The sequence below is a fragment of the Tumebacillus algifaecis genome, assembly GCF_002243515.1.
In the GTDB taxonomy this organism is placed as follows: domain Bacteria; phylum Bacillota; class Bacilli; order Tumebacillales; family Tumebacillaceae; genus Tumebacillus_A; species Tumebacillus_A algifaecis.
In genome coordinates this window covers 2,038,908-2,058,952 of record NZ_CP022657.1, presented here as the reverse complement: position 1 = coordinate 2,058,952, position 20,045 = coordinate 2,038,908, and the positions used below count along the sequence as shown (strand labels likewise).

Here is a 20,045-nt window from a genome sequence, read left to right as displayed (position 1 = left end):
CTATTTGCTGTTGTTGTTTGATACTAAATGTAGCCTCAGTTGTGCTCGGCTGTCAAGTATATTTTGTCAGTCATACTGCGCACTTGCGCACGACACACTAGACCTGATGCAACCTGCTTTTTGGGAGAAAGGACTGACACCATGGCCGCGACGAAACCGAAAAAAGCGATTCATTTCCTTCCCTTGTTCGCGTTGGCAACCGTACCGCTGATCATGGTGCTTGGCAACTCGATGCTGATCCCAATCCTCCCTCAGATGCAAGAGGAGATCGGCATATCCAAATTCCAAGCTTCCTTGGTCATCACGCTGTTCTCTGTCCCAGCTGGGGTGATCATCCCGCTGGCCGGCTTTCTCTCCGACCGTTACACAAGAAAAGTTGTCATCATTCCGGCCTTGCTCCTGTATGGAGCAGGAGGCGTTGTCGCCGGAGTGGCTGCCTGGCTGATGGACCAACCTTATGCAGTGATCATGGCTGGACGCGTCTTGCAAGGTCTCGGGGCGGCGGGGACAGCTTCGATCGCGATGGCGCTGGCTGGAGATCTCTGGAGCGGTGCTTCGCGCGCCAAGGCGCTTGGCATCATCGAAGCTTCGAACGGATTAGGCAAAGTGCTGTCACCGATCATCGGCTCTTTGATTGCACTCTTGTTCTGGTACGCCGCATTTTTCGCGTTTCCCATCATCTGTATCCTTTCGGCCGCACTGGTCTATTTTTTCGTCAAAGAACCAAAGAAAAGCGGCTCGAAACAATCGCCAAAAGAGTATATCGGCGCTTTGAAAAAAACATTCAAGGCGCAAGGTAAATGGCTGCTCACCGCCTATTTGGCAGGTTCGATCGCACTTTTTATCCTATTTGGCGTCCTCTTTTATATCTCGCAGATCCTCGAAGAAAAATACAAGGTTGCCGACCTGATGCGCGGCCTGATCCTGTCCATTCCACTGCTGGCGATGTGCACGACCTCACTGGTGACGGGCGCGAAGATCAAAAAGAACATGCGGTTGATGAAGATTTTGATCGTATCCGGACTGGCGCTGATCGGCGTTCCGCTGGCGATCGCCGCCTTTTTCAACAACCCGTATGTGTCGCTCGGCCTGCTCGTCGTCTCCGGGATCGGCACCGGACTGGTCCTGCCCTGCCTGAACACGATGATCACCTCCGCCGTACAGAAAGCGGAGCGCGGGGCGGTCACAGCGCTTTATGGCAGCGTGCGTTTCCTCGGCGTCGCGGCGGGCCCCCCGATCTTCGGCGCTTTGATGGACACTCCGAAGATCATGTTTTCGATCATGGCCGCTTTGGCTGGTGTCTGTGCGGTGATGGCTTTCTTCCTGATCCAGGTCGGTACAGAGGGTGGCGGTAGCAATCCCGAACGGTATGAACAGATTGCCCAACAACAAAAGCTTCTGACGCGAAGAAAAGCGCGGGCGTAATCACACGCCCGCGCTTTCGTTGAGCTTTGAGCTTTGAGCTTTGAGCTTTGAGCTTTGAGCTTTGAGCTTTGAGCTTTGAGCTTTCCAGCATCACGTTTCGACTGTTGCTAGCGGACAGAGGAGACGTTCTCAGGCGAAGACGAGATGCATTTGATGGGAGCCGTCAACATCGGCTCCCTTTTTCTTGCAGTTTCAGCTCGTACTAGGACTTGTGTTTGCTGGCCGTATCGCGCTCCCCTTACATCCCTTGTTTTCGAGGATTGTACACCCTTCACCATCAGCAATCCTTTTTCATACGATGCTAGAGCCTACTACCCGCTGGTTACCCTCGGGAAAGAGAAAGGAGCCGGAAGGTATGCGTTCATCGTTCGAACGTGCTTGGGATGACATCTTGCGTGATCCGCTGCCTGGTCGTCTCGCCAAACCGCGAACGACCAGCGGCCTTACCATGTTGATCGATACAGGTCTCGGCCTGACTGAGACTTATGATCTGGTAGAGTTGTCCGGTCCCTATATCGATTTTGTCAAATTGGGATTTGGCACTTCGAAACTGTATCCTGTGCCCGTGTTGCGTGACAAAATTTCCTTTTTACAAACTCACCACATCGAAGTCTACCCTGGCGGAACCTTCCTCGAAGCAGCCATTTTGCAAAACAGGTGGCAACCGTTTCTGGAACGCTGTCTCGACCTCGGATTTCAGACCGTAGAAGTGTCGGATGGAACGATCCCGCTCGCGCCGGAAAAGCGATCAGAGATCATCCGCTACGCGACTCATCAGGGGTTGAAAGTGATCACCGAAGTAGGTAAGAAGGAGGACGGCCTCCACCTCCCCGTCGAGACACAGTTGCAACTGATCGATGCTGACTTGCAGGCGGGTGCCTTCAAAGTGATTCTGGAAGGGCGTGAATCAGGCAAGTCGGTCGGTTTCTTTGCAGAGGACGGTTCGATCCGCCAAGACGATTTTGATGAGCTCACATCGCAGGTGCAAAATCTGGATCAACTGATCTGGGAAGCACCGCTCAAATCGCAACAGCAAGAACTGATCGGTGCATTTGGCCCGAACGTCAATTTCGGAAATATCAATCCGCGCGACATCGTCGCCTTGGAAGCGCTACGCGTCGGTCTGCGTAGCGACACGCTTCGCTTGACCCTGTAAGCGACCTCCGCAATGCGCTCGATTGGTCTACCTTGTCCGCCCTGTCCATATACATGTGTCAAGGAATCTGCACACGTAAGGGGCGGTCGATCGTGGTCGGAGAGATCATTCTGGTCGTATTGATCATCATTGGCATCGTCGGCAGAGCCAGTATTTTAGCCACAGCTGCCAGCTTTTTACTCATTTTGAAACTGCTGAGTTTACAGCGGTTTTTTCCAACGCTCGAGCGCAGAGGGCTGGAAATCGGACTGCTGTTTCTGATGATTTCAGTCTTGGTGCCGCTCGTCAACGGAAAAGTGTCCACCAAAGATCTAATGAGCGCTTTTGTATCGGTAGCCGGGATCTGTGCGATCATCGGCGGAATCTTGGCTACGTATCTGAACGGTCAAGGTCTGTATATGCTAAAAATGGACCCTCAGTTGACGATCGGGCTGGTCATCGGCACGGTGCTTGGCATCGTCTTCCTCAAAGGCATCCCGGTCGGCCCGCTGATGGCCGCGGCGATCGCTGCCATTTTGCTGAAACTTTACAATTATATGTTTCGGTAACCAAATGAATAAATCAGAAAAAAGCTCCCGGCCACAGTGGCACGGGAGCTTTTCATGTATTTGGTTTAGCGAAGCGGAAAGTGCTGCGTGATCGTTTGCACAGCATTGCCGTCCATGACCCGCTTTCCATATTCATCGAGCATCGCCTTCGTGGTTGGCGACAACTCTCCATATTCATGCAAAATCGACCAGAACGTGTCGTACAAGTCTTCTCCGACCTCTTCTTCATCGAAGAACAGATGATAGCGTTCCTTGTAGTGGTAAAGCGTGCCGCCTACCGCCTCATACGCTTGGAGCGAGTGCGCGACGCGGATCACGTCTTCCAAGTCTTGGAACACGAAGGTGAACGCACCGAACGGATCGGGTGAGTCCATCGCCGCATCCGCCTCGTCATCCTCTTCCACCAGCTCCTGCTCCGCTTGAACAGGTAGTGCCGGCAGTTGGGTGATCACGACCACAACGCCTTCGGTCGGCATCGTGAACGCTTCCACTGCGATCGGACCGGCGACTTCAAAACCGGTTTCCAGATAAGCCTTCTCCATCATATCCCAGAACAGCTCTTGAACTTTCCGACCGTTTTGCCAAATTTCTTCCCGGTCGATGCCGCGTTGATCGAGGTCGTCATAAGAGAGCATGATCCGGACTTTGTTGTCTCCGAGCTTCTCTACGCGCATTCTCATCACTCCTTTGCAGAGAGATTGGGTGCAAGATGGTACACTACCTCTTTACCTATCATTATGCAACGACAAGATCACCCGTTCTGTAAGCAAGGTTACTTTGCCAGTTCGTAAATGGCTTTCGCAAAGATTTTGGTGCATTTGAGCAGATGTTCTACCTCCCAGAACTCATCCTTTTGATGGGCGACATCTGGCTGTCCTGGAAATTGTGCACCAAATGCGACCGCATTCGGGATCGCCCTTGCATACGTGCCTCCGCCTGTGGTCAGCGGAGCCAGTTTCTCACCGGTCTCCTCTTCATAGACCTTGAGCAGCGTTTGCACGATTTCCGAATCGAGCGGCACATAGTGCGGTTTCATGTTGGCAATGCCCGGGTCTGTGACGTCAAAACCGATCGGCCCCGTTTTTTGTTTGATCAAAGCAATCAAGTCATCCTCCGTTTTGTCCACCGGAAAACGCAGGTTAAACGTGAAGGTGATCGTTTCCTCATCGACGCTGGCTAGGCCGAGATTGCTGGTCAAAGGACCGGTCGCGTGGCAGGTCATCTTGACGCCGATGCGCTCGCCATCTGTGTCCACTTCGGAGAGAAACGCCCAGATCGCTTGGTCGGCTGTGTCCAGCACTTTGAGCAATTTGCCCGCTTGTACGATCGCATTGATCCCATGCTGCGGTGCCATGGAATGGACGGAGATCCCTTCCACGATCAACGTGATCTCGCTACCGTTCACATCGACTTGGCACTTCACCCCTTCCTGCTCGGCCGTATGCCGCAACTGCGATGCCACAGCTTCGGCATCCCCAGTTGCGGTCAGCACGATGCGGCAACTGTCTGGCACCATGTTCACTCGATTGCCGCCGGACAGCTCACGAACGACAACCGAAGCGGTTTCGATGTTGTGACGCGGCTTGGTCAGGTTGAAGCAGTAGATGCCCTTTTCGGCATAGATCAGCGGGAAGTCGGCATCTGGAGTAAATCCGCCGATCGGAAACGGTTCTTTTTCAAAGTAGCGATCCATGCAGCGCCAGTTCGATTCTTCATCAAGTCCCATGATCAAGCGGACCTTTTTGCTGAGTTGCACGCCAGATGCTTGAATCGCTTTCATTGCGAAGAGCGCGGCCATCGTCGGCCCTTTGTCGTCGATTGCGCCACGGGCATAAATTTTGCCGTCGTGGATCTCTGCGCCAAAAGGCGGATAGGTCCAGCCAGTCCCGACCGGCACGACGTCAAGATGACCGAGTACGGCGATATAGTCGTCCCCGTCTCCCCATTCGATATGGCCCGCATAGCCATCTACATTTTTCACGGCAAAACCGAGCTCTTGACCAAGCTGAAGCGCGTAGTCCAGCGCTTCGGCGCATCCTGGGCCAAACGGCTGATCGGGAGCGGTCGATTCGGCACCCACCGAATCGATGCGCAAGACTCCCTGTGTTTTGGCGATGATGTCGTCGCGGTTTTGATCAATCCACTTTTCAAACATCGTATGCAACTCCTCTCAGTTATTTGTGTATTTTTGCAAAAGTCTAGCGCGTTGTCCAGACTTCTGGGTTGACCAGTGAGATCGGGTGTTCACCTTGGAGCACCTTGATCGTATTTTCCACAGCGATCTCGGCCATTTTGGTGCGGGTCTCCCAAGTGGCGCTGCCTAAATGTGGTGCCAACACCACATTTTGTAGAGGGAGCAATCCTGCATGTACTTGCGGCTCTGCTTCAAAAACGTCAAGTCCAGCCCCGGCGATCTCCCCCATTTGCAGTGCTTCGACAAGGGCCGCTTCGTCCACGACCGCCCCGCGTGCCGTATTGATCAAAAAGGCGGACCGCTTCATCTTTCGCAACGCATCTCTGTTGATGAGGTGATGCGCTTCGGGCGTGTACGGCACATGTAGCGATACGAAATCTGCCTGACCGAGCAGCGTGTCAAGATCGGCGTAGGTCAGGCCGTATTCGTTTTCGGTCGCTTCCTCTAAGCGACGACGGTTTAAATAGAGCGTGTTCATCTCAAATGCCTTCGCCCGCTTCGCCACCGCTAGCCCGATGCGACCGCAACCGATGATGCCGAGCGTCTTGCCTGCCAGTTCGGTGCCAAGCAGCATCAGCGGAGACCAGCCGCTCCATTTGCCTTGGCGGACGAAATGATCCGCTTCGACGATGCGCCGAGTTACGGCCATCAAGAGCGCCCACGCGATCTCTGCGGTCGCGTTGGTGAGCACACCCGGCGTGTTGGTGACCGGAATCCCGAATTCAGTAGCGGCAGCGATGTCGATGTTGTCGTAGCCGACCGCGTAGGTGCTGACAACTTTTGGACGGGCTGTTTGAAGCAGTTCGCGGTCAATTTTGTCCATGAGTGTGCACAGAAGTGCGTCATACTGCGGGAGGAGCGCCTTCAACTCCTCAGCGGTTGGCTGGCGTTCTGCGGAGAAGACGGTCACATCACAGTGCAAAAAGAGCTTGTTCATCCCCGCTTCCGGTAGCGCGCGAGTGACGAGAACTCGAGGTCGTCCGTTCATCTGCTCATCCCCGTTTCGTCGAAGTCCGTTCGATGATCGAATGTGGCAAACGGACGGTGTAGTCATCGATCGGTTCTTCATTGAGCAGTTTGGTGAGCAGACGCACCGAAACGGCACCGAGGTCATAGGTCGGCTGCGCGACGGTGGTCAGTTCCGGGCGGACGATGGTGGACAGGCGTGTGTTGTCAAATCCAAGCAGGAGCACATCTTGGGGCGAATTGCCGCCCCGATCGCGGACGGCGTTGAGATAGCCGAGTGCGATTTCGTCACTGGCAGCCACAACTGCTGCGGCGTGGTGACCTTGTCGCAAAAATTCGGCCGCGACCGAGTGCGCACCTTCATATTTCATGTCGGGGGCGTGAAGAATCAGACTTTCCTGCACCGACTGCCCAGCTTCCTGTAGCGCCCTCTCATAGCCATGACGGCGCTCCATCGTGACGCGATGCGTGGTCGGGCCGCCAAAGAAGGCGATGTTGGCGATCCCTTGATCAAGAAAGAAGCGAGTCGCGTCATAGGCGGCCGACTCGTTGTCAATCGCCACGGATGGGATGCGTCCTTCCGGGTCGTCGGTCGCGCAGAGCACGACGGGCAACTGCGCTTGTTCAAAAGTTCTGACAATCTCTTTGGTGATGCGTTCCGAGATGAAAACGAGGCCATCCACCTGTTTCTCCCACATCGTGCCGATCAGATCGATTTCCCGATCCTCGCGGGCGTCAGAACTGGTCAAGATGATGTGATAGTGGTACATCATGGCGATATCCTCAATCCCCCGCAGCACCTCTGCATGGAAAAGGTCCGAAACGTCAGGCAGGATGACACCAATCGTTTTCGTCCGCTTGCTGGCCAGCCCGCGCGCGACGGCGTTGGGACGATAGCCCAGCTTTTCGATGGCAGCTTGGACTTTCGCTTTCGTCTCCTCTTTGACCACCGCCGTACCGTTTAGCACGCGGGACACGGTCGCCATCGAAACGCCCGCTTCTCTTGCTACATCATAAATGGTCTTGTTCACGGGAACTCCTCTTTTCGTTACACAAATAGTGACCTCATTTTACCATATCGAGGTTGTGCAAAAAAGCACAACCTCGTGAGCCGGTTGTGCTTTTGATGCAGGAGGATTTAGTTATCGTCCGCGAGCTCTTTTCCTTCTGCGAGCGCACGCTTTAGCCGTTGTAACATAAAACCGATGCCCTTGCAGCCCTGAAGAGGCATGTGGTAGGTGCGGGTGTTACCAAAGATCGCTGGCACGATCAGCGTGTATTTTTTGCCGCCGAGAATGGTGATGTCATCATAGGCGGTGAGCCCTTTCTCTTCAACCTGCCGCATGAACGCCTGCAAAGAGACGTGACGTAGCGGGTTGTTAGAGGTGAAGCGGACATCGTAGTTTTCTGACACGATGTCCTCGGGACGAAGCAATCCGTGTTTGGCCGAAAGGATCAGCCAATCGTCGCCAAAAAACTTTTTTGCATAAGCTTGGCAAAGTTTATGCAAGGTGCCTGTATAGGTGTGTTGCGCCTCGGCAGGCCCTGCAAAATCGGGATGCTGATCCCAAATTTTACGGGAGCCGCAGGGGATGATGCACAATCGTTTCATGGGAACTCACCTCTTTCAAATCGTGTTTACTGCTCGTTTGCAGATCACAGATGGCCAAGAGCATCCTTGGCAAGTAGCCACACCTTCTTGTGCCCAAACGATCTGGCTCAACATCCCTGCATTCGCGTATTCCTAGTCTGTAAGGCTCGAAAAGGTGACAGCTCCTCGCGTCCCAACCATCCTCCTAACGAAATCAGGCCCCATAAGGGGCCTGACCTGTCGTCTTACGCTGAAGGTGCGGTCGTTTCACCGCCTACACCTTTTTTCTCCTGTAAGATGCGGTTGAGCATCAGCAACACGAGCACGGCGATGATCGCCATGAACAAACCTGCCGCCGCAAAGGTGCCACCGATGCCGATGAGCGAAGTCATCCATGCACCGACCGCCGGGGCGAGCAGCATCGACGCGGCCTGAGTAGCGGTCGAAACGCCACTCACGCGTGCGATCAGATGCTTCGGCGTTTCCTTTTGAATGATGTAGGAAAACGGAATGGTCGCCGCAGCGGAGAAGATCCCAAAGAACAAGAAGTAGACGAACCACATCGCCAACCCTGCATTGATGTAGCCCAGTCCGCCCAGGCCGATCACCACGTCGAGCAGGCCGCAGACCATAGCCAGCGCAACCAGCGCGTGCAGCGGCTTTTCGTGCCATCTCGGAATTGACCCCATCGCGAAGGCGCCTACGACCGAGCCGATACCGAGCGCGGAGACCAGATAACCGAACGCGTGCTCGCCAAGCCCAATATCTTTCGTCCAGATGACGAGCATGCCGTCATACAACAGAACGATGAACATGCCGATCGACATCAGGACGATCGAAACGGACAGAATACGCTTCGACTTCACATGCACGATCCCTTCCATAAACTGCGTCCAGAAGTGCGGGCTGCGATCACCATCGACCGCTTCGCTTCGCAGCGGGGGCAACATCGCGATAAACGCCACGGCCACGAGCAGGAAAACGATCTCTACCAAAAACACCTGACGTGCACCGATCAACGGGATCAATGCGCCACCCAGCATCGGAGCCCCGACTTGAGTGAGGTACATCGACATCTGCCCAAGCGACAGCGCTTGCGGCAACATGTCATCCGCGACCAACGTACGGATCGCCGACATACGCGCCGGATTGTACAATGTCGCCACCGTCGCCCGCAGGAAGACGAGAGCCAGCATCGCATAGAGATTCGGTACGAAGAACAGTCCCAAGATCAGCACAGCGCGGATCAGCACACAGGTGACCATCAGTGCCCGGCGCGGCAATCGATCCGCCCAGACGGCGACTACGGGGCCGATAAAGATCCATGGAATCGCCAGCACGATCATCATCGAGGCGATCTGTGTCGCCCCCATACCCCATTCGTAGGCGATGACGACCGCAAGCGCTGTCATGTCTAGCCAGTTCGCCGAATCGGAAAACAGGGAGCCGATAAACAGGTTCCGAAACGAACGCTGCTTGACCGGCGCAAACATCGATTTTTTTTGACTCATGTAGTATCCTCCCAGTGATGATCCTTCATCGTTCCCCTTTTACCGTGTGACCTCACTCACTTGCAGCGGCATACAGCTTTCGATCCGCCGAAATGAGAGCAGAGGTTATGCTATTTTCATAGATCCTCCAACTCGTGCAGTTGCGCTTTCAGGTTGGTTGGATCAAAGTTAATAAACGAAGTGATAAATTGAGTTTATGCCGTTTCACCCTGCTTGGCAATAGGCGGTAGAAAATTCTGCTTCGGCAGCAGGCCCGCTCGATACGATTGCACAGGCATCAAGTCGTGTTCGGATAGGAAAAATAGCGCTACTCAGTTGAAGGCAACCGGCTATTTAGAAACGAGTACACATTTCTTTAGTTCGCCAAGCACTACACAGTTCCTTCGTTTATTAAATGAATCCTCGAACCGTTCTCTGCATGATTTTTGCCGTCCGCTGGTCCGTACGCTGAACAGAGGGCCGCTCAGCCAGCTCTTCCACTTGTTGCAGTGACTCGCCTTTTTGGCTGCGCGCACAAAAAAAACCTTGCGCGATAAAAGCGCAAGGTAGCTGTACATCAATTGTTGTGCTCGTTCAGTCGATCTCCAATCCGGTTCATCAGCGACGCCATCTCCGCACGAGAAGTGCCGTCTTTCGGATGGAAGGTACCATCTTCAAATCCGTTCAAAATTCCTGCCTGCTTCATCGCAAGCACCGCATCGTATGACCAGCCGCCCTGCACATCAGAAAACGGCGGCTCGCTTTCCGGCTCCATCTGTAGGTTCAGAATGCGTGCCAGCATCGAGGCGATCTCCTCACGGGACACCTGCTGATCGGGCGCAAACAGGTTGTATTCCTTCCCTGTGATAAAGCCCGCCCGTTTGGCGATGTCGATGTGACGCTTCGCCCAAAAGCCGGACGGCACATCGCGAAAACCTGCATTCGGCGCAGACTGATCTTCAAGACCTGCCGCTTTGACGAGAATGACGGCAGCTTGTGCACGAGTCAACCGCTGTTCCGGCGAAAATTTCAGCGGCGAAGTGCCGACCATCCAGCCCTTATCAAGCATGGCCAGGATGTCCTGAGCGGCCCAATGCTTCTCCGTGTCAATGAAGAATCGTCCATTCAGCCATCGCGAATAATAGTCCCACGTACCTGCTTCTTCTTGGGTCAAACTCCAGGAGCCGGTGCCTTTGATGTCATACTGACCGACCAAGCGTAGTTTTTCCTTGATCGACGCTTCATTTTCAAACCAGATCGTATAGGTTCCAGCCGAAAATGTCGTGCTTCCGATCACCGTCACCTCATCGCCCGGCGCGACTGTAAACGTTGCTTTGGCCGACTTGGTTGGTGCATCGTACACGATGCGCCCACCATACTTTTTCACCAGCTCCGGCACGCGCCAGTTTGAAACCCCAGCGCCGTTCATCGTGCCGTCTGCGCTCCATGCCCGCCCGAAGAACGGGATGCCGAGCACCACTTTCTCTTTGGACACACCTTGGTTCAGCGCGTATTCGATCGATCGCTTCACAAATGCATCACTTGCGACTGGGCCAGGCGTAAGATCCCCCGAATAGTTTTCGTCATACGCCATGATCATCAGATAGTCGCTGTAAGCCGCCAACTGCTTGTAATCATAAGAGCCTTTCCAGCCCACATTCGAACCGAACGGATTGGCGGCCACCGCCACCGACACTTCCTTATGGGCCGGAATTTTCGAGTTGATGAGACGCACCATGTCGGTGTAGGCAGCACGGTCGGTCTCTGTCAAATTTTCGATGTCCACGTTGATACCGTCCAAGTTGTACGTCGCGATCGCGTTGGCGATTTGCGTGGACAACTGTTCACGGTTTTGCAAAGCACGTCGCCCCAACTCCCGATCCCAATGATTGCTCAGGAACGGCACCACTTTGATGTTGCGCTTGTGCATCTCCGCTATAAATGATGTGGACAGCTTGGTTGTCAGTTTCAATGAGCCATCTGCGTTAAGATTGAAGAAATCGGGAGACACTACATGTAGTGCACCTTTTGTACGTTCTACGGTCTGCACATACGTAGACGTACTACCAAAATAAAGATAGGACATGTTAAACTTGCCGTCCGCTGCAAACCCGGAAGTCCCCGGCAAGAGCATGGCTGCACTCAACAGTCCAGCGATCATGTTTCGCAACCATTTACGCATAGCTCTCTCCTCGCTTTCCAGTCTCGAAGCCTATTATTCTCGTTATTAGTTTACAGATGAAGGAAAGGAAAGTTCAAGCCGCAACTTTTACCTGCGCTGCTTGAAGCAACCCACTAGTCTGCGTCGATCACGTCGATTGCGGGCAATTGTGCAAAATAATGGTCTTTATACCCGTTCGATGTGCCAACAAGTACCACTCGGTCTTGCGCACCGAGCTGACCGCTGTCTTTCAGTTGCTGAACGGCCGCCCAAACGATCGCCGATGAACTCTCCAGATACAGACCGCGCCGCGCCAATTTGTTTTGCGCCTGCAAAGCGTCTTTTCCACAGACATCGACCGCACCCCCACCCGACTCTTTCAGGGCGACCAGCGATTGGAAGGTCACAGTAGAGCCACCGATCGACTCAGTGCTGCTGTGATCCCCTGGAAAATTACCTCGGTAGTCCGCTCCTGCCAGCACTCGTGATAAGCGACCAAACGGTTCTGCCGCATAAAGACGCGGCAAAGTCGCGATCCAGCCTGCATCGCGAGCTTCCTGCAAGCCACGCCAGATCCCCCACAGCAAATCGCCGCGCGAAGTCGGCACGACGATGGCCGTCGGTGCATTTCCTGCAAACGCTTCAGCGATCTCATGCCCGCACGTCTTATAGCCTTGCACGCCAAACAGATTGCTGCCCGTCGGCGGATCGAGATAGTTGGTCACCGGATACCAGCCCTCTTCCTCGACCATGCGCCGCATATATTTCCAGCGCAGTTTCGCATCGTGCGCTGCGACCAGTTCCGCCCCTGTCGCCCGCACCGCCTGGGCCCAAATCGGGTTCATCCCCACGGTGGTGACCACCACACAGCGCAACCCGGCCGCCGCTGCATAAGCGGCCAGCGACGCGCCTGCATTGCCGCTCGAAGCGGCGACGACCGTCGTGTACCCGCTCGCTTTGGCCCGTGCGACGACCAGTGCGCTCATCCGATCTTTATGTGAACCGGTCGGGTTCTGCCCTTCATTTTTCAACCACAACTCCTGCACGCCAAGCTCTGTGGCCAGATCGGCCAAAGGAAGCAACGGCGTGTCCCCTTCTCCGAGCATTGGAAACGTGCGGTACGGGAGCTTGTCAGCAAAACGTTGCATCCCGCGTTTCGTCGCATCGACGCTCCACTCCACCGCTGCATACTTCACCTCCAGCGAGACCGGGTAACCTTCTCCCAAACAGGACGGGCAGCCAGTTGTATAATCGTTCAGTTCATACTCGTTCCCACAGCGCAGGCAAGAAAGCGCGATTGCTGCTTCGTTTCGCATGTACATTTCATTGACCCTCCTTTTCGACCCAAGAACATCCACCACTTCGAACCGCTGCGCAGGCAGACGCCTACGTTCCACTATTTTCTGATTTCTTCCACAATAGCATAGCACCCAACCAATTCCAAGAGCCTCTGGTTGCCTGTCCGTTACGAGAGCGCAGTCCTGCAAATACACTGATAGAAAATGCATACAAAAGGAAGGGAAGCCCATGGAACAATGGCTGATACAGCCGTGGGGAGACGTGGAAGGCGATGTGCCGACCGTCCCGCCGGAGTTAGAAGCGATGACACATGAGGTCGTCAAAGAATACGACATGACGGTCAGCGACATGCTTTTGATCACCACCAAGCCAGACAAGGGTGGTGCGATTTGGAAAATCCAAACCGACCACGGCCCACGCAGTTTAAAAGTGCTGCACCGCACGCCACAGCGCAGTCTGTACAGCATCTATGCACAGCAGTATCTCAAGGAAAAAGGGGCGCGGGTGCCCGGCCTAATTCCGAGCATAACAGGTCAGTTGTCGGTCGAGCACGGCGGCAAGATGTGGATCGTCACCGATTGGATCGAACCACTGACCCCCGCTGCAAAAATCGACCTCACCGGCGCTGAACAGCTTTGCTACGGCCTTGGTGAATTTCACAAAATGTCGCAAGGTTATGTGCCGCCCAGAGGGGCTGAGAACGCCTCCCGCCTCTATCGCTACCCGATGTCCTATTTTAAAATCCTCACCAAATTCGACTGGTTCCGCCACATCTCCATTCTCTACTCCGATCTGCCAGCCAGCCAAAAGCTCCATTCGCTGCTCGACAAATATGAGATGCAGGCCCGCAACGCACTGTATACGTTAGAACAATCGCCCTATAAAGAGCTGGTACAGCGCGGTGAAACTGCTTGGGGATTCGCCCATCAAGACTATGGATGGTCGAACGGACAGGTCGGCCCGGACGGACAGATCTGGATCATCGACCTGGACGGTGTCGCCTATGACCTGCCTATCCGCGACCTGCGCAAACTGATGACATCCACGATGGAAGACATGGGGGGCTGGGATCTGGCTTGGATTCGAGGCATGATCGACGCCTATCACCAAGCCAATCCGATCGAACCCGAACTGATGCAGGTACTGTTGATCGACATGGCGATGCCCAACGAATTTTACAAGCATGTCAAAGAGGTCGTCTATGAGCCGGAACTGTTTTTTAGCGCCGAGACGGAGGCAATGCTCGAGCGGATGGAAGCGACCGATGCCACCAAGTGGCCTGCCTTGGCAGAACTTGGCGCCCACATTCTCGAAGCGCCTGCCGACTGGCAGCCTTCGCTCAATTTCCACTTGATACAGCCGAGCAAACTCAGTTTCGACATGGAGACTGTGCTGCCATTGCCAGAGCGGGAGACGATCACCACAGACAACCAGCCTGACTTTGACCCTTTGCAGGTCGCTCAACCAGAAGCAGACGTCGCGGAGGCACAACCTGTGCTAGAACAGCGGGAGATCGTTACCACCCAGCCTGAGCCCACGGTGCCTGAAAACGCTCCGCTCACCAGCCATAGCGATGAAAAGACGGTGCAGACGAACCGTTCGAAGGATACTGGCGCCGAGCGCACCCACAAAGAAGCGAGCAAGCAGAAAGAATCCCGTGCTGAACAGGGCGACACCCGTCAACTGCCAGTACAGCGCGAGATCGTTAAAAACCAGCCTGAGCCAATTGTGCAAGAAAGCGCTCCGATCACCAGCCGCAGAGATGAAAAAACGGTGAAGTCAAACCGTTCGGAGGATACTGGCACCGAGCGCACGCGCAAGGAAGTAAACAAGCGCAAAGCAAAAACATCCCGCCCTGAACAGGCCAACTCCCATCAAACTCCAGAACAGCGTGAGATCGTTAAAAACCAGCCTGAGCCCACTGTGCCAGAAAACGCTCCGATCACCAGCCGCAGAGATGAAAAGACGGTGAAGACGAACCGTTCGAAGGATACTGACACCGAGCATACGCGCAAAGAAGCGAGCAAGCGCAAAGCATCCCGCCCTGAACAGGCCAACTCCCATCAAACTCCAGAAGAGCGAGAGATCGTTAAAAACCAGCCTGAGCCCACTGTGCCAGAAAACGCTCCGACTACGAGCCGCAGAGATGAAAAGACGGTAAAGACGAACCGTTCGAAGGATACTGGCTCCGAGCATACGCGCAAGGAAGAAAGCAAGCGCAAAGCATCTCAAGCTGACCAGCACGATCCCCTTAATCGGATCAAAAGCTCGCTACCCTCGCTCGATCTGTCCAACCTATCGCTACCACAGCCTGGGCAACTCTCCCCCTACACACACGAACTGCTCAATAAAATTGTCAACAAGCGGAAGGGGAGAGAAAACAAATGAAGATTTTGATGATCTGTACAGAAAAACTCCCCGTTCCACCGGTGCGCGGCGGTGCCATTCAGACCTACATCGCGGGCATCGCCCCGGAACTGGCCAAACACCACGACATCACGATTCTAGGCATCACCGACCCCAGCCTGCCCGATTCGGAACGGGTTGACCTGATCCAGTTTGAGCGTGTGCCGGGGAGACTGTTTGACATCTACGCAGAACATGTTGTGCGCTTTTTGCAAGACAAGAGTTTCGACCTCATCCACATCTTCAATCGCCCTCGTCTGGTCGGTCCCGTGCGTCAAGCGGCTCCAAATTCGCGCCTCGTGCTCTCGATGCACAACGATATGTTCACCCGAGAGAAGCTCACGGAGGAAGAAGCGGAGACGACAATTCAGGAAGTGGAGCGCATCGTCACCGTTTCCAACTATGTCGGACGCAAAATCGCTTCTCTGTACCCGTCAGTCGAACCAAAACTGCGCACGATCTATTCGGGCGTCGATCTAAACCGCTATGCGGTCAATTCCCAATCGCGCACGATCCGCGAGCAATTGCGCGCCCAACACGGGCTTGAGGGCAAAAAAGTCGTCCTGTTCGTCGGCCGTCTCTCCCCGAAAAAAGGAGCCGACATCCTCGTTCGCTCCATGCAATATGTCGCACAACGCCATCCCGATGCGGCACTCGTCATCGTCGGCGGCAAATGGTTCAGCGACGACAGCATCTCCGACTATGTCGCTTACGTGCGGGCGCTGGCCAGCCGCTCCAAGGTTCCTGTCATCACGACAGGCTACGTACCTGCCGATCAGATTCATCACTGGTTCTTTGCCGGTGACCTGTTTGTCTGCCCCTCCCAATGGGAGGAACCGCTCGCTCGTGTCCATTATGAAGCGATGGCTGCCAACCTGCCGATCATCACCACCGCACGCGGGGGGAATCCGGAAGTGTTGCGCAGCGACCAAAACGGGCTGCTAGTCGAGCGACCAGAAGACCCAGAACTTCTTGGCGCACAGATTTCCAAGCTGCTCGCCGACAACTCCATGATGCGCTCGATGGGCCAATTTGGTCGCGGTATGGTCGAAACGCATTACGGATTTGAACGGGTCATTCGCGAGATCCTCGAGGTGTGGCAATGAAACGAAAATGCGCCCTCGTCACCGGATGTGCCGGCTTCATCGGCTCTAGCTTAAGCGAACGTCTGCTGCGCGAAGGCTATGCGGTCATCGGGATCGACGCATTTCTGCACAATTATGACCGCTGGGTGAAAGAGCAGAATTTGCGCAATTTGTTGGAACACCCTCAGTTCCGCTTTTTTGAACGAGATTTGCGCACGTTGTCGTTTTCCGAGTTGATCAGTCGGGTTGACGTCGTCTTTCATCAGGCGGCACTGCCCGGCGTCCGCACATCATGGGGCACACAGTTTCAGGAGTACGTCGATCACAACATCCTCGTCACACAGGCGCTCCTCGAGGCGGCAAAAGACTCCAATCTCAACAAGATCGTCTGTGCCTCCTCATCCTCCGTCTACGGCGGGATGAACGGGCCGACCGAAGAGACGCAGGCCCCCCATCCGATTTCACCGTATGGCGTGACGAAGCTTGCGGCCGAGCAACTCTGCCAGCTCTATGCCTCCCAATTCGGCGTTCCTGTCGTCTCGTTGCGCTATTTCACCGTCTTCGGTCCACGTCAACGTCCCGATATGGCCTTTCACAAATTTATCAAAAGCGTCCTGACCGGGCAGCCGATCGAAATCTACGGCGACGGAGAACAGTCCCGCGATTTCACCTTTATCGAGGATGCGGTGACGGCCAACCTACTCGCAGCCAATTCTCCTCTGACCGGAGAGGTCTATAACATCGGCGGGATCTCCCGCCTCAACCTAAACGAAGTGCTGTCAATGATTGAGTCTCACACCGGGAAGCAAGCAAATCGCTGCTTGCTCCCCGCACAGCCAGGTGATCCCAAGCATACCTTCGCTGACATCCGTAAAGCACAAACTCACCTCGGTTATGACCCGCAATTTGACATCGAACATGGTATCCGCTTACAGATCGAGCAGGTGAAGTCGCTTTACAACATCTGAACACAACAAACCCCCTTCATAATGAGGGGGTTTTGTTATTCCTTATGATCGATGGGAAACGTGACTTGTGAGTGATCGCCAAGCATAAACGTGACCTTTTTCGTCTCGCCTTCTCCTTGCAGATTGGTCGATCGCCCGAAGACGCTTTGTACAATTTTGACCCCAATACCGCAGATCGACGCGTCTTCCAGACAGATGCTGTCGGCGATCTCACAATCGCGCAGCGATACGCCATCCTGCACCGAAACGTACGGTCCGATCACGACATTCTGCAGAAGACAGTTCTCCCCGATCAACACCGGGCCTCTGATCGTACAGTTCTCCACCGTCGTATTCTGACCGATCTTCACTTGGTCGCCGTGCACCTGGTTAAGCATCCAGCCGTTTGCGACAATCCAACGCTCTAGCGTGCCGACATCCGAATATGGCTTGTCTGTGACCGAAAAAGAAACGGAGTACCCGTCGCTGATCAACTGTTGAATCGCATCGGTGATCTCATATTCACCGCGCGCCGAACGCTTCAGCTTTGCGATCACATCAAAGATCGTCGGTTGAAACACATAGGCGCCGATCACCGCTAAGTCACTTTTGGGCGCTTTCGGTTTTTCCACCAAGGAGTGGATTTTGCCATCTTCGATCTCGGCGATGCCATAATCACTCGGGTTTTCCACGCGCGACAGCAAAATGGCGCTATCATGTCCCCGCGAAGCATCCACCAGCATGTGCAGTTCTTCACAGATCAAGTTGTCGCCAAGCAGTAGCACAAACGGGTCGTCGCCGATGAACGCCTTTGCCTTTTGCACGGCGTTGGCGATGCCAAGCGGCCGAGTTTGCTTGATGATTTCGATCGGACTGGGAAATTGTATCCGATCGAGAAATTCGATGATGCTCTTTTGTTGCGGGTTGATCACAACACCGATCTCGGTGATTCCGACCCGATTCAATTTTTCAATACAGTAGTGGAGCAAAGGTCGGTTGGCGACAGGGAGCAGGGTCTTAGGCATCGTATTGGAAAACGGTTGCATCCGCGTGCCGCGTCCCGCACAAAGAATCAGTCCTTTCATGCTGTTCCCCGCTCCCCGACACCGTCATACGTAAATCCGTAGCTGCGCATCTTCGCACCGTCCAGCGCATTGCGCCCATCAAAAAATAGGGCCTTACGCATCGAACCGATCACTCGGGCGAAGTCCAGTTTCAGAAACTCCGGCCATTCGGTGAGCAAAAGCGCCGCGTCCGCCCCGTCCAGCGCTGCGTAGGCATCCTTGGCGCAACGTACTTTGGGATGCAAGCGACCCACCGCCTCCATCCCTTTGGGATCATATGCTGTGATCTGTGCGCCAGCTGCGAGCAGCACAGGGATCAACTTGAGTGCTGGCGCTTCGCGAATATCATCCGTGCCCGGTTTAAACGTAAGTCCAAGCAAGGCGATCTGCTTACCCGATAGCGTTCCCAGCGCCGTTCGCACTTTTTGCAAAAACCATCCCGACTGCTCTCGATTGACCGTTGCCACCGCATCCAACAGGCGCAACGGCACGCCATTTTCACGGGCCAAATGCAAGAGCGCCTCCACATCTTTTGGAAAACACGAGCCACCATATCCGATGCCCGCTCGTAAAAACTGCGATCCGATCCGCGAATCCAACCCCATGCCATGCGCAACCTTCGAGATCGAAGTATCTGTTTGTTCACAAAGGCGCGCCAATTCATTCATAAAGGAGATCTTCGTGGCTAAAAATGAGTTGGATGCGTATTTGATCATCTCCGCATCGCGAACTGTCGTGTAGCAGAAATCGGTTTGCATGCCTTGGTAAAGCTTGGTCATCATGGCTCGTGCCTTGTCCGACTCACAACCGATCACAATGCGCTCGGGGTGCAACGCATCGTGGAGCGCTTTGCCTTCACGCAGAAATTCAGGGTTGGAGACCACATCGAATGGAATGCTCAAGCCGCGTTTGGTCACTTCTTCCTGTAGCCAGGCTTTCACCCGCTCCCCTGTTCCGACCGGAACTGTGCTTTTGCTGACGATGATCTTATGGCCGTTCAGCGCACGTCCGATCTGTCGCACCGCTTGCTCAAGATCGCGCAGGTTGGCCGAACCGTCCGCTTGGGAAGGTGTCCCGACGGTGAGAAAGAGGATGTCACTTCCTGTCACCGCGCGCGCCAAGTCGGTCGTAAAGGCAAGCGCTCCCTTCTTCAGCAAGGCCTGCATCAGCGTTTCCAAACCTTCCTCATAGAAAGGCAAACGTCCGGCGTTTAGCATCCCTACTTTCTTCTGATCGACATCGACGCCGATCACCTGATGTCCGAGCTCCGCCAGAGCAGCGCTTGTTGTCGCTCCCACGTATCCAGTCCCAATCACCGATACGTTCATGTTCCTCCCTGCTTTCTTTGATAGTTTGGTTTCTATAAATTATGTCGAGAGCTGCGCAGTGGAAACGGTGCATACGTACAATCCTCTGTTTTTGTCTCCCCATTCTCGGGAAGCAATGTCGAAACATACGAAAAAGCGTGCTTCCAGCCACGCTGATTCGTGGTTGAAAACACGCTAGTTTTGGAATGGTGCCGGCGAAAGGAATCGAACCCTCGACCCACTGATTACAAGTCAGTTGCTCTACCATCTGAGCTACACCGGCAAGAACTGTCGTTTTATTGGCAATAGAATAACGAAGATCACACAAGAAGTCAACACGAAAAATAAAAGAAATCAGCAATTTCCAAATTATTTATTTACAAGGAATTATTTCCCTTAATGGCAC

The 20,045-nt window shown here is 54.3% G+C and carries 16 protein-coding genes and 1 tRNA gene; 6 read left to right on the top strand and 11 right to left on the bottom strand.

Features of this window, described 5'->3' with window-relative positions; all coding sequences use genetic code 11:
• Positions 1–141: 141 nt before the first annotated feature.
• The 3 genes from CIG75_RS09290 to CIG75_RS09280 all read left to right on the top strand — a co-directional run bounded on the left by CIG75_RS09290 (position 142) and on the right by CIG75_RS09280 (position 3,129).
• A complete protein-coding gene (locus CIG75_RS09290; protein WP_094236405.1) occupies positions 142–1,425 on the top strand; it encodes an MFS transporter in 1,284 nt (427 codons plus the stop codon).
• Positions 1,426–1,780: 355 nt separating this feature from the next.
• Positions 1,781–2,581, top strand: coding sequence for a phosphosulfolactate synthase (gene comA / locus CIG75_RS09285; protein ID WP_094236404.1), 801 nt, complete (start codon positions 1,781–1,783; stop codon positions 2,579–2,581).
• A gap of 89 nt (positions 2,582–2,670) precedes the next feature.
• Entirely contained in the window at positions 2,671–3,129 is a 459-nt protein-coding gene (locus CIG75_RS09280; RefSeq protein WP_227874423.1) for a DUF441 domain-containing protein, read from the top strand.
• A 65-nt stretch (positions 3,130–3,194) separates the two neighbouring features.
• Here the strand turns inward: CIG75_RS09280 and CIG75_RS09275 are convergent, their stop codons facing one another.
• From CIG75_RS09275 to CIG75_RS09240, 8 genes are all read right to left on the bottom strand, one after another.
• Positions 3,195–3,803, bottom strand: a complete 609-nt coding sequence (locus tag CIG75_RS09275) for an adaptor protein MecA (protein ID WP_094236402.1) — start codon at positions 3,801–3,803, stop codon at positions 3,195–3,197.
• A 98-nt stretch (positions 3,804–3,901) separates the two neighbouring features.
• Entirely contained in the window at positions 3,902–5,284 is a 1,383-nt protein-coding gene (pepV, locus tag CIG75_RS09270; protein WP_094236401.1) for a dipeptidase PepV, read from the bottom strand.
• A gap of 43 nt (positions 5,285–5,327) precedes the next feature.
• The gene (locus CIG75_RS09265; RefSeq protein WP_094236400.1) at positions 5,328–6,311 is read right to left on the bottom strand and encodes a 2-hydroxyacid dehydrogenase; all 984 of its coding nucleotides are present in this window, start codon (positions 6,309–6,311) and stop codon (positions 5,328–5,330) included.
• 4 nt (positions 6,312–6,315) lie between these two features.
• Positions 6,316–7,320, bottom strand: a complete 1,005-nt coding sequence (locus CIG75_RS09260; protein ID WP_094236399.1) for a substrate-binding domain-containing protein — start codon at positions 7,318–7,320, stop codon at positions 6,316–6,318.
• Positions 7,321–7,427: 107 nt separating this feature from the next.
• Positions 7,428–7,901, bottom strand: coding sequence for a DUF6884 domain-containing protein (locus tag CIG75_RS09255; RefSeq protein WP_094236398.1), 474 nt, complete (start codon positions 7,899–7,901; stop codon positions 7,428–7,430).
• A gap of 224 nt (positions 7,902–8,125) precedes the next feature.
• Positions 8,126–9,391: an MFS transporter gene (locus CIG75_RS09250; protein WP_094236397.1), complete on the bottom strand. Its 1,266-nt coding sequence runs from the start codon at positions 9,389–9,391 to the stop codon at positions 8,126–8,128.
• Between the two features lie 556 nt (positions 9,392–9,947).
• The gene (locus CIG75_RS09245) at positions 9,948–11,552 is read right to left on the bottom strand and encodes a glycosyl hydrolase family 18 protein (protein ID WP_094236396.1); all 1,605 of its coding nucleotides are present in this window, start codon (positions 11,550–11,552) and stop codon (positions 9,948–9,950) included.
• A 113-nt stretch (positions 11,553–11,665) separates the two neighbouring features.
• Entirely contained in the window at positions 11,666–12,853 is a 1,188-nt protein-coding gene (locus CIG75_RS09240) for a threonine synthase (protein ID WP_094236395.1), read from the bottom strand.
• Between the two features lie 205 nt (positions 12,854–13,058).
• Between CIG75_RS09240 and CIG75_RS09235 the strand changes: the two genes are divergently transcribed.
• From CIG75_RS09235 to CIG75_RS09225, 3 genes are read left to right on the top strand one after another with little or no spacing between them, the layout of a single operon-like run.
• Positions 13,059–15,218 (top strand): CotS family spore coat protein, encoded by a 2,160-nt coding sequence (locus tag CIG75_RS09235; RefSeq protein ID WP_094236394.1) that lies wholly within the window; start codon positions 13,059–13,061, stop codon positions 15,216–15,218.
• Positions 15,215–16,342 carry a glycosyltransferase family 4 protein gene (locus tag CIG75_RS09230; RefSeq protein ID WP_094236393.1) on the top strand — a complete coding sequence of 376 codons (1,128 nt, stop codon included), beginning with the start codon at positions 15,215–15,217 and terminating at the stop codon, positions 16,340–16,342. Before CIG75_RS09235 ends, CIG75_RS09230 begins: the two co-directional genes overlap by 4 nt.
• Entirely contained in the window at positions 16,339–17,289 is a 951-nt protein-coding gene (locus CIG75_RS09225) for an NAD-dependent epimerase/dehydratase family protein (protein WP_094236392.1), read from the top strand. Before CIG75_RS09230 ends, CIG75_RS09225 begins: the two co-directional genes overlap by 4 nt.
• Before the next feature lie 35 nt (positions 17,290–17,324).
• Here the strand turns inward: CIG75_RS09225 and CIG75_RS09220 are convergent, their stop codons facing one another.
• The 3 genes from CIG75_RS09220 to CIG75_RS09210 all read right to left on the bottom strand — a co-directional run bounded on the left by CIG75_RS09220 (position 17,325) and on the right by CIG75_RS09210 (position 19,922).
• Entirely contained in the window at positions 17,325–18,353 is a 1,029-nt protein-coding gene (locus tag CIG75_RS09220) for a glucose-1-phosphate thymidylyltransferase (RefSeq protein ID WP_094236391.1), read from the bottom strand.
• Entirely contained in the window at positions 18,350–19,660 is a 1,311-nt protein-coding gene (locus CIG75_RS09215; protein WP_094236390.1) for a UDP-glucose dehydrogenase family protein, read from the bottom strand. The genes CIG75_RS09220 and CIG75_RS09215 overlap by 4 nt, the downstream gene beginning before the upstream one ends.
• A 186-nt stretch (positions 19,661–19,846) precedes the next feature.
• Positions 19,847–19,922: transfer RNA gene (locus CIG75_RS09210), tRNA-Thr, on the bottom strand.
• Positions 19,923–20,045: the final 123 nt, after the last annotated feature.